The sequence below is a fragment of the Paraburkholderia jirisanensis genome, assembly GCF_054782355.1.
The window spans coordinates 232,969-234,283 of the sequence record NZ_BAAGSQ010000030.1; the positions used below are offsets into that span (position 1 = coordinate 232,969).

At 64.4% G+C, this 1,315-nt stretch carries 2 protein-coding genes; both read left to right on the forward strand.

The window, feature by feature from the left end; translation table 11 throughout:
• Positions 1-616: MbnB/TglH/ChrH family RiPP precursor modification enzyme (locus tag ACYVNQ_RS30885; RefSeq protein WP_460908149.1), on the forward strand; the 616-nt coding region annotated here is incomplete at its 5' end.
• A partial coding sequence (locus ACYVNQ_RS30890) for an HvfC/BufC family peptide modification chaperone (RefSeq protein WP_460908152.1) occupies positions 606-1,315 on the forward strand: 710 nt, incomplete at its 3' end. The genes ACYVNQ_RS30885 and ACYVNQ_RS30890, both read left to right, overlap by 11 nt.

Below are 1,315 nucleotides of genomic sequence, written 5' to 3' on the forward strand. Positions count from 1 at the left end.
GGCACGCTACGAGCCGATGCTGGTTTCCGAGCACCTCGCATGGTCGACGCACGCCGGAACCTTCTATAACGACCTGCTGCCGCTGCCGTACACCGCCCAGACACTGGCCCGCGTGTGCGAGCACATCGACGAAGTGCAGGAGGCGATCCGGCGCCCGCTGCTGCTGGAAAACCCGTCCACCTACGTCACATTCGATTCGTCGACGATGAGCGAAACCGACTTTATCGCAGAGATCGTGCGCCACACGGGCTGCGGTCTGCTGCTGGATATCAACAACGTATTTGTGTCCGCCACCAATCATGGTTATTCGGCGCGGGCTTATCTCGAGCAGTTTCCGCTCGCCAGCATCGGCGAGATTCATCTCGCGGGCCATACCGTGCAGCGCGACGATGAAGATGAACCGTTGCTGATCGACAGTCACGATTGCGCCGTTGCCGATCCGGTATGGGCGCTGTACGAAGATGTAATCGCACGCATCGGACCTACCGCGACGCTGATCGAATGGGACAGCAGCCTGCCCGGATGGCCCGTGCTGCGCAGCGAGGCTCGGGCTGCCATGCAGCGGATGGAAAGACATCGCCTGCCGCTCACAGCGGACATGAACGATGAAGCGTGAAGACCGCGGGCACCCGCGCACCGCTGAAGCCAACAACGACTTCGCCACGGCATTCGCGAGCGGCCTGACCGACCCGTCGGCGCCGCCACCCGCACAACTCGTCGCCGCCGCCGGAAAAGGCGTGATCAAGCGCTACAACGTCTATCGCAACAACGTCACGGTCAGTCTGATCGACTCGGTTGCCGCGATCTATCCCGCGGTTCAGCGCATCACCGGCAGCGAGTTTTTCCGCGCGATGGCGCGTTTCTACGTGCGCGCCGCGCCGCCGGTTTCGCCGCTGCTGTTCGACTACGGCCGTGGTTTCCCCAACTTCATCGAAGCCTACGAGTACGCGCAGCAGATGCCGTGGCTCGCGGACGTTGCGCGTATCGAGCGCGCGTGGCTGGATGCGTATCACGCAGCCGACCTGCCGGTTTTGCCCGCGCAGACCTTCGCGGAAATCGACCCCGCGCGGCTGGGCGACCTGTGTTTCACGCGGCATCCGGCCGCGCGGATCGTGCGCTCCGCGTACCCGGCGGTAGCGATCTTCGCGATGAACCGGCAGGACGGCCCGGTCGAGCCATTGTGTTCGAGCGATAGCGAGGACGCGCTGGTGACCCGGCCCGAACAGGACGTGCTGGTGTCCCGCCTGCCCGAAGGCGCAGCGGTATTTCTGAACAGTCTCTTCGAGGGCGAGCCGTTGGGTGTCGCAGCCGCCGC